General features: G+C 50.7%; 8 protein-coding genes and 1 tRNA gene. 6 read left to right on the top strand and 3 right to left on the bottom strand.

Annotated features, from left to right (window positions below; all coding sequences use genetic code 11):
- Positions 1-1,407, top strand: a complete 1,407-nt coding sequence (locus CSA35_00065) for a hypothetical protein (protein ID PIE55596.1) — start codon at positions 1-3, stop codon at positions 1,405-1,407.
- The gene (alr, locus tag CSA35_00070) at positions 1,394-2,530 is read left to right on the top strand and encodes an alanine racemase (GenBank protein ID PIE55597.1); all 1,137 of its coding nucleotides are present in this window, start codon (positions 1,394-1,396) and stop codon (positions 2,528-2,530) included. The genes CSA35_00065 and alr overlap by 14 nt, the downstream gene beginning before the upstream one ends.
- Before the next feature lie 139 nt (positions 2,531-2,669).
- Here alr and CSA35_00075 read toward each other — a convergent pair.
- The 3 genes from CSA35_00075 to CSA35_00085 all read right to left on the bottom strand — a co-directional run bounded on the left by CSA35_00075 (position 2,670) and on the right by CSA35_00085 (position 4,402).
- A tRNA-Ser gene (locus CSA35_00075) sits at positions 2,670-2,760 on the bottom strand.
- Positions 2,761-2,829: 69 nt separating this feature from the next.
- Entirely contained in the window at positions 2,830-3,306 is a 477-nt protein-coding gene (locus tag CSA35_00080) for a tRNA-specific adenosine deaminase (protein PIE55598.1), read from the bottom strand.
- A complete protein-coding gene (locus CSA35_00085) occupies positions 3,281-4,402 on the bottom strand; it encodes a hypothetical protein (protein ID PIE55599.1) in 1,122 nt (373 codons plus the stop codon). Before CSA35_00085 ends, CSA35_00080 begins: the two co-directional genes overlap by 26 nt.
- Before the next feature lie 60 nt (positions 4,403-4,462).
- Here CSA35_00085 and CSA35_00090 point away from each other — a divergent pair, with 60 nt between their 5' ends.
- The 4 genes from CSA35_00090 to CSA35_00105 all read left to right on the top strand — a co-directional run.
- Positions 4,463-5,509 carry a hypothetical protein gene (locus CSA35_00090; protein PIE55600.1) on the top strand — a complete coding sequence of 349 codons (1,047 nt, stop codon included), beginning with the start codon at positions 4,463-4,465 and terminating at the stop codon, positions 5,507-5,509.
- Positions 5,415-6,215, top strand: a complete 801-nt coding sequence (locus tag CSA35_00095; protein ID PIE55601.1) for a hypothetical protein — start codon at positions 5,415-5,417, stop codon at positions 6,213-6,215. Before CSA35_00090 ends, CSA35_00095 begins: the two co-directional genes overlap by 95 nt.
- A 121-nt stretch (positions 6,216-6,336) precedes the next feature.
- The gene (locus CSA35_00100) at positions 6,337-6,612 is read left to right on the top strand and encodes a hypothetical protein (GenBank protein PIE55602.1); all 276 of its coding nucleotides are present in this window, start codon (positions 6,337-6,339) and stop codon (positions 6,610-6,612) included.
- 121 nt (positions 6,613-6,733) lie between these two features.
- The coding region (locus tag CSA35_00105; protein ID PIE55603.1) for a hypothetical protein at positions 6,734-6,949 on the top strand (216 nt) is incomplete at its 3' end.

Genomic DNA, 6,949 nt, shown 5'->3' on the forward strand with positions numbered 1-6,949 from the left:
GTGACGACCTCAATCGTTGGGAACTGTGGTTTATCGATGGCGCCTTTGTCTGAAGAGTATAGGGAAGAGGCACGTCAGTATCAGAAGGCCTTTTTGCCGAAAAACAACGAGTACCCCTGGGATTGGTCCAGCCTATCTGAATTTTGGTCCTATGCTCTGGAAAACGGAATGCGTCATAACCTTGCACCTCTTGTCGGGCAGGGCTCTATACGCATTGCCGTTAAGGGGTTTGATCCATCTCCTGCAACAAAGGAGGAAATGGATGAAATGAAGAGCCTTCTACAAAAAGAAATACGAGCAGGAGCTTTTGGGCTTTCTTCTGGCTTGATCTATCCTCCAGGCAGCTACACAAGCACTGATGAGCTCCTGGAGCTTTCAACAGTCTTGCGCGAGGAAGGCGGTATTTATGCCAGCCATCTTCGCAGCGAAGGAGACAGGCTGGTAGAGGCGACAAAAGAAGCCATTTTAATTGGTGAAAAAAATAGAATTCCGGTGGAACTTTCTCATCACAAGGCTGTCTGCCGCAACAACTGGGGTAAGGTCAATGAAACGCTGCGTCTTATGGAAGAGGCGAGAACAGCCGGAGTTGATGTCGCATGTGATGTCTATCCTTACCCGGCGGCTATGACGACCGTTACGTCGCTTCTTCCTTCTGAAGCACTGTCGGGTGGTATCTCGTCCATGCTGCAACGGCTTGGAGATCCCGAAGCCAGAGTAAAGATTCAAGAGAGTATTTCATCAGGGACGATGAAAGAGGAAAACTGGATATTGGGGATTGGTTGGGAAAAGATCGTTATTGCAGAGTGTGGGGCAGCGGCACGTTACGAAGGAATGTCACTTGAAGAGATTATTGCAGAGAGAGACCCGAAGTCTCCGTATGCTTCCTTTTTTGATTGGATGCTTGAAGTAAAGGGCGAAGCGACGATGATCACATTCGGTATGGATGAGACAGATGTTCAGACTGTTCTGCAACATCGCCTTTCGTCTGTCATTTCGGATTCGTGGGTTACGGCTCCCAGAGCCGGTGGACATCCTCATCCGAGAGGATATGGGTCTTTCCCTCGATTCCTTGGCAGATATGTTCGCGATAAAAAAATGATGCCATTGGAAGAAGGCGTTCGAAAAATGACATCTCTGCCAGCGAATCGGATGAGAATATACGATAGGGGCATTCTTCGTCCAGGAGTTTTTGCAGATATCGTTATTTTTGACAGAGAGAAAATTATTGACAGAGCGACCTTCTCCGAGCCTCATCAGTACCCGGAAGGGATCAGGTATGTCATGGTTAATGGAAAGGTTGTCGTTAAAGGTAACACTCTTACAGGGAAACGACCTGGCAGGGTTTTGAAGAATAATTTTAAAATCTGGCTAAACGAGAGGGGAGGTTGGAAAAATGGAACTGCATAGGGCTTGGATGGATGTCCGATTGGATAATATCCGATATAACTACCGTCTCCTCCGACAATGGCTTGATACGCATGGGGGGCAAAAAGCTCGTATTTTTGTCGTTTTGAAGGACAATGCTTACGGTTTAGGGGCAATACCTATTGCCTGGACCGTAAAGCGGGAGGGTGCCAATTTCTTTATCGTTGCCGTGGCCGAAGAGGCTATGGAGCTTCGAGAAGCAGGAATACTGGACCCTGTGCTGGTTTTGGGGGCCTCTGCCTACGATAGCGCAGCAGTCTACGTTCGACATAATATACGTGCATCGGTGAGTGATTTAGCGATGGCTCGTTGTCTTTCAAAAGAGGCTGTGAAACAGGGCAAGAGCGCTTTTATCCATATTGCGGTTGATACAGGCATGGGGCGCATCGGCTTTTCCCCGGAAGAAGCGCGAGAGCGTATTGGTGAAATTGCTCGTTTGCCCGGAATTGTCTGTGAGGGGCTCTTTACCCATTTTTCCAGCGCTGACGAGAAGGATCTGAGCTATACAGAGATGCAGCACAAGATGTTCACTGATTTTCTTGGTAAGCTTAACAACAGGGGAATCAAGTTTCCTATGGTCCATTGCTGTAATTCGGGCGCTACCGTTAATTTCCCTGAGTGGGCCATGGACGGTGTGCGTCCCGGGCAACTCCTCGTAGGTTTCTATCCCTCTCCAGATGTTCCTCGCTATCTGGATTTACGTACGTGCTTTTCTCTTTCTACACGTGTGGCTTTTGTCAAAACCTTACCCCCTCACGAGGCTGTCGGATATGGGAGGACCTATACAACCTCCTCAACTGAGACCATAGCAGTGCTTCCCATAGGGTATGGAGATGGTTTCGACCGTCGTCTCTCGAACAACGCCGATATCTTGCTTAGGGGGCGTCGTTGTCCTATAGTTGGGCGTATCTGCATGGATCAATGTATGGTGCGTGTAGATGGTTCTGTTGAAGTGGGGGATGAAGTCACTCTCATAGGCCGACAGGGACAAGAGAAAATTACACCGTACGAATTTGCTGATCGTCTTGGTACTATCGTGACGCCGGTTGCTCTCATGATGGGAAAAAGAGTGAAGCGGCTCTATTCTGACCCCGAAGGAGTTTGATTTTTAGGGATGCTTACTCTCAAACGAATGGTTTTTTTGCAGTTTTTTCTAAAGTTGCAGTAGACGAGTAAAAGCCTCACCCTAGGAATCCTAAGGAGAGGCTTTATGTCCTTTTTAGTCGATGAGATGAGTTTTTATTTGGCGGAGGAGGTGGGATTTGAACCCACGGAGGAGCAGAGCCCCTCACTTGATTTCGAGTCAAGCGCCTTCGACCACTCGGCCACTCCTCCCCGATGAGGACTCATTATACTCACTGGTCACTGGTTTTGCAAGCCTCCCCATCTTTCTATGTGCCTCTCTCAGGAGCGACGGCGCTCACGGAAAAAATCCTGAAGAAGGCGACGACAAAGGTCCTCCTCGACGCCGGAGGTGGTGAGACACCGATGGTTCAGTCTTGAGTCCGACGTGATGTCGTACAGGGTTCCGCTGGCACCGGCTCTGGGGTCGGTACAGCCGTACACCAGGCGGGTGATCCGGCTTTGGACGATGGCTCCTGCACACATGGGGCAGGGCTCCAGGGTGACGAAGATCTCGCATCCCGACAGATTCCAGCTCTTTCGAGCCTGAGCGGCGTCGCGGATAGCTACGATCTCGGCGTGAGCGGTGGGGTCGTGGAGCAGTCGTCGTCGGTTTCGGCCCAGTCCGATGATCTGGTCATCCCATACCACTACGGCTCCAACCGGTATATCTCCCTCTTGAGCTGCTGTCCTGGCTTGCTTGAGGGCCTCAGCCATAAAGGCGATGGTTCGGCTATCGAAGGGCACGGACCGTCCCATCCGCAGTGCCCACGAACAGGAGCCCTTCGGCGATCACGGGCGTCGAGATCACGCTGGCTCCCAGGTTAGTTTCCCACTTGGTGGACCCCGTCGTACTGTCCAGAGCCTTGAGGGTTCCCGACGATGTGATGAGAAAGACGACCCCCTGAGCGGCGATTGGTGAACTTGTCACGCCCTCCCCTACGTTGAGAGACCACAGAGACTTTCCCTTAGTCGTCTCCACAGCGTGGACCGTCCCTGACGATGTGCCCCAGAAAGCTTTTTCATCAGCAAGGGCAATATGCGTTGAGATGGCTCCATTTCCCTTGAACTGCCACTTGGGGATCACTCCCTTGACCTGAATGGCATGCAGGACTCCATCCCAGCCGCCGTAGTAGACGATTCCGTCGCTGTACGAGGGAGCGACATCGATGGGGCCGCCGGACGAACCGCCCCAAAGGCGTTTCCCTGTTTTCAAATCCAAGGCATGAAACCCTCCAGCGTGATCGCCCACGAAGACCAACGAGTCCACAACGGTGGGTGATGAACGAATGTCTCGTTGGGTCTTAAAACACCAGAGGGTATGTCCGTCATCGGCGTTCATACAGGTCACGATCCCCTCAAGGTCGGTGGCAATCAGTCGATTCCCCAAGAGGGCCAGGGACGATATGATGCCGCCCGAGCCTTGATCGGGCGGGAGAGAGCTCAGTTTAGCATTCCAAAGGATTGATCCAGATTCGGCTGCCAAGGCGTAGACAGCTCCCGATCCTGAGCCTGTGTACAGACGATTCCCTGATACAATGGGCGCACCGTACAGCATGACGTCAAATCGGAGTTGCCAGAGAATCTTACCATCAGAGCTTTTCACGCAGTAAAGGTTACCGCCTTCATCGGAGAAAAACAGCTTCCCATCACTCCATGTCATGGATCCGGTGATCCCTTGAGCTGCCTTGAACGTCCACTGAATTTGCCCCGATGATGGGAGCGCTCCTGAGATAACACCGGAATGATCAGGGGACGGAACGGGAGTATTGGCCCAAGAGGTCGATGCGATCAGAAAAAGACACAGAATGGAAAAAAATGCCCAAAAACTTCTCATAGAGAACCACCTCTCCATAACATTTTAGGATACAATAACAGTATATCATTGCGCAGGATTGAGACGAGGAAGAAAGGGGTGACTATCTTGGCGCAACAACTGAGTGAATCGGAACTGCCTGCGCCTGATGCCGTTGACGATAACGAAATAGTTGCGTTTGGTCTCAACAAAAAATTGAATCGGTGTCTTTGGTGGGTACGAACTCATCTGGCGGTGTTCACCTCTTTTCGATTCATACGGTTCACTATCATGTCAATGATTATTGCCGGGACTTTAGTTGTGATAGGAGGAGTTGTGTACAAGAATTGGCAGGCAGAATCCCGGCGGCCTCTTGGATGTGTCGATCAAAACGCCATGATGGCTATCGGCCTTCCATCGCAAGGTGATCCGTATTTTGTTTACGTCTCCGAGCGGCGTCATACAGCTCCGTCATCTCCTGATAAATATACTCTCTTCCCTGGGCTGCCTGTAGACTCCATGGAGGTGTCGTTTTTCTTGGGGAAAGACGATATCGTGGTTTTTTCATCAGCAGCATTTTGTATCGATTGGAAAGCCCTGCCTGAATCCCTCCAGAGGTCTTTGGTGGCTCTCCAGCGAGGACGATCTCAGGATCCCGGATTCCTTTTCGGGGAGCGAGTTGTCCAGGCTTCTTTTCAGGGGATGGTGGATCGTATACCTGTTTTTTTGGTTTCCTTTCCCGATGAGGGAGACTTTCTACTGTGTTCTCTTGGGAACACCATCCTTTTGTGTCAGGATCAAGAGGATGTGATTCGATCGCTTCGAGCCCTGCTGCATACTACGGAGAGATTGGGCCAGATCGAGACGGACGGACGATTAGCTCGCTCCTTTGTGGAAGGAAATCGGCGTTTTCGTTTTTACCTTGTGCCCGCAGATCATAGGAAGAACGCTCATATACTTCCTCGAAGGATTCATCAAGGTTTATCCGTGTCTTTGTTGGTAGATATGGCACTTCAGGAGGTTGCCCCGACAGGACGTGAAGGGCATCTCTTGAAATGGTTAACCCGAAAGGATGGTGTGTGTCCTGATGATAGATCTTTCGCCACGGAGTCGGCATATGATGCTGATACTTGTGGGGATGTGGCTGTTCGTGGGAGGACGCGCTGAGGGAGGAATCCTCTCCGGTGCCTGGTTTACTCCCGACTCGACGACTGTGACTGTCCTGTCGGTGACCCCCAGAAGTCCAGCGGGACAAGCAGGACTTCGTCCTGGGGATGTTGTCTATGCCATGGATGGACAGTTGGTCGGGAGTCCGAACTTGCTTGATCAAGAGCTGGAAATGAGTCTGTCGACTGGACACTCCGTACTTCTGGACATTCTACGAGCTGGCCGCCGAAATTCCGTTTGGGTGCGAATGCCCAAGCTTCCCTTATCAACCAAGCGGTTCCTTAAGGTTTACGCTCCTATACGGGCGCAATGGGACCAGATGGTCTCCTGCTGGGAGGGTATTCGGTCATCCTATCGAGCAACCCGAACGGGGGTCTACACCAAAGAGGAATTTTATGCTCATATCCTGGAAGCTGGAAACCGGTTCCAGGATATCCGTAACCAACTGATTGAGACCGTAATTCCCTGGGAGTCAGGAGAGGCGTGGCGAGAGATGGGGCGGGCAAAGGAACTTATGGAATGGACTGCCTTAGTTATGGAAGAGGGTGCCCAACAACTGGGAAAGACCTCGGAAGAAGGTACGATCAGACGGCGAATGGATACTGTTCGGAAGGTGCGTTCGGATGTTGAGAAACACCTTACCATGGCCGTCCGGGCCATGGGTTTAGAGCAATCAGATTTCTTCGTAGAGACTTGGCCTCGTTAACTGCTATTGCCTTGTAGGGGTACCATACATATTATTTGTTTTTATTGCTACAAGAGGCTTTTTGCGATGAACGATGAGGGACATTATGTCTAGATCTTAATTTTAAGGAGGTAGGGTTGCAATGAAAAAAATTTCTGTTTCCTTGACTGTTGCGTTGTTTTCCTTCGTGTTGGTGGCTTCTGCGGGAGCAATGACCTACATAGCTGAGCCCGTGCTGGTGACCCAGCCGGTATACGACGGCATGAGTTTTTACGTGTATCGTCCCTATAACATGCCTGCAGGATGGTTTGTCACCTATGACGGATATCCCGTGTCTCAGTTGGAGGGACGTTGGGTAGTCTTGTTTCCCATTATTGTGTGTATACATCCTGCGTTGCTCCTGTGCCTTTCTGCCTAGCAGGGGCCCCCGTACCTCAGTGTTTTGTGAATAGAGTCGTCACACGTTTTTGATTTTTATGTGAGGGCTTTTGCAAAGGATAGTAATTCCTGAACTGTACTTTTGAAAGGAGACGAGTGTTATGAAAAAGTTTTTTGTTCTTTTGGTTGTTGCGTTGTTTCCCTTCGTATTGGTGGCTTCTGCGGGAGCAATGACCTACATAGCTGAGCCCGTGCTGGTGACCCAGCCGGTATACGATGGCATGAGTTTTTACGTGTATCGTCCCTATAACATGCCTGCAGGATGGTTTGTCACCTATGACGGATATCCCGTGTCTCAGTTGGAGGGACGTTGGGTA

The organism is Dethiosulfovibrio peptidovorans (assembly GCA_002748665.1).
GTDB lineage: Bacteria > Synergistota > Synergistia > Synergistales > Dethiosulfovibrionaceae > Dethiosulfovibrio > Dethiosulfovibrio peptidovorans_A.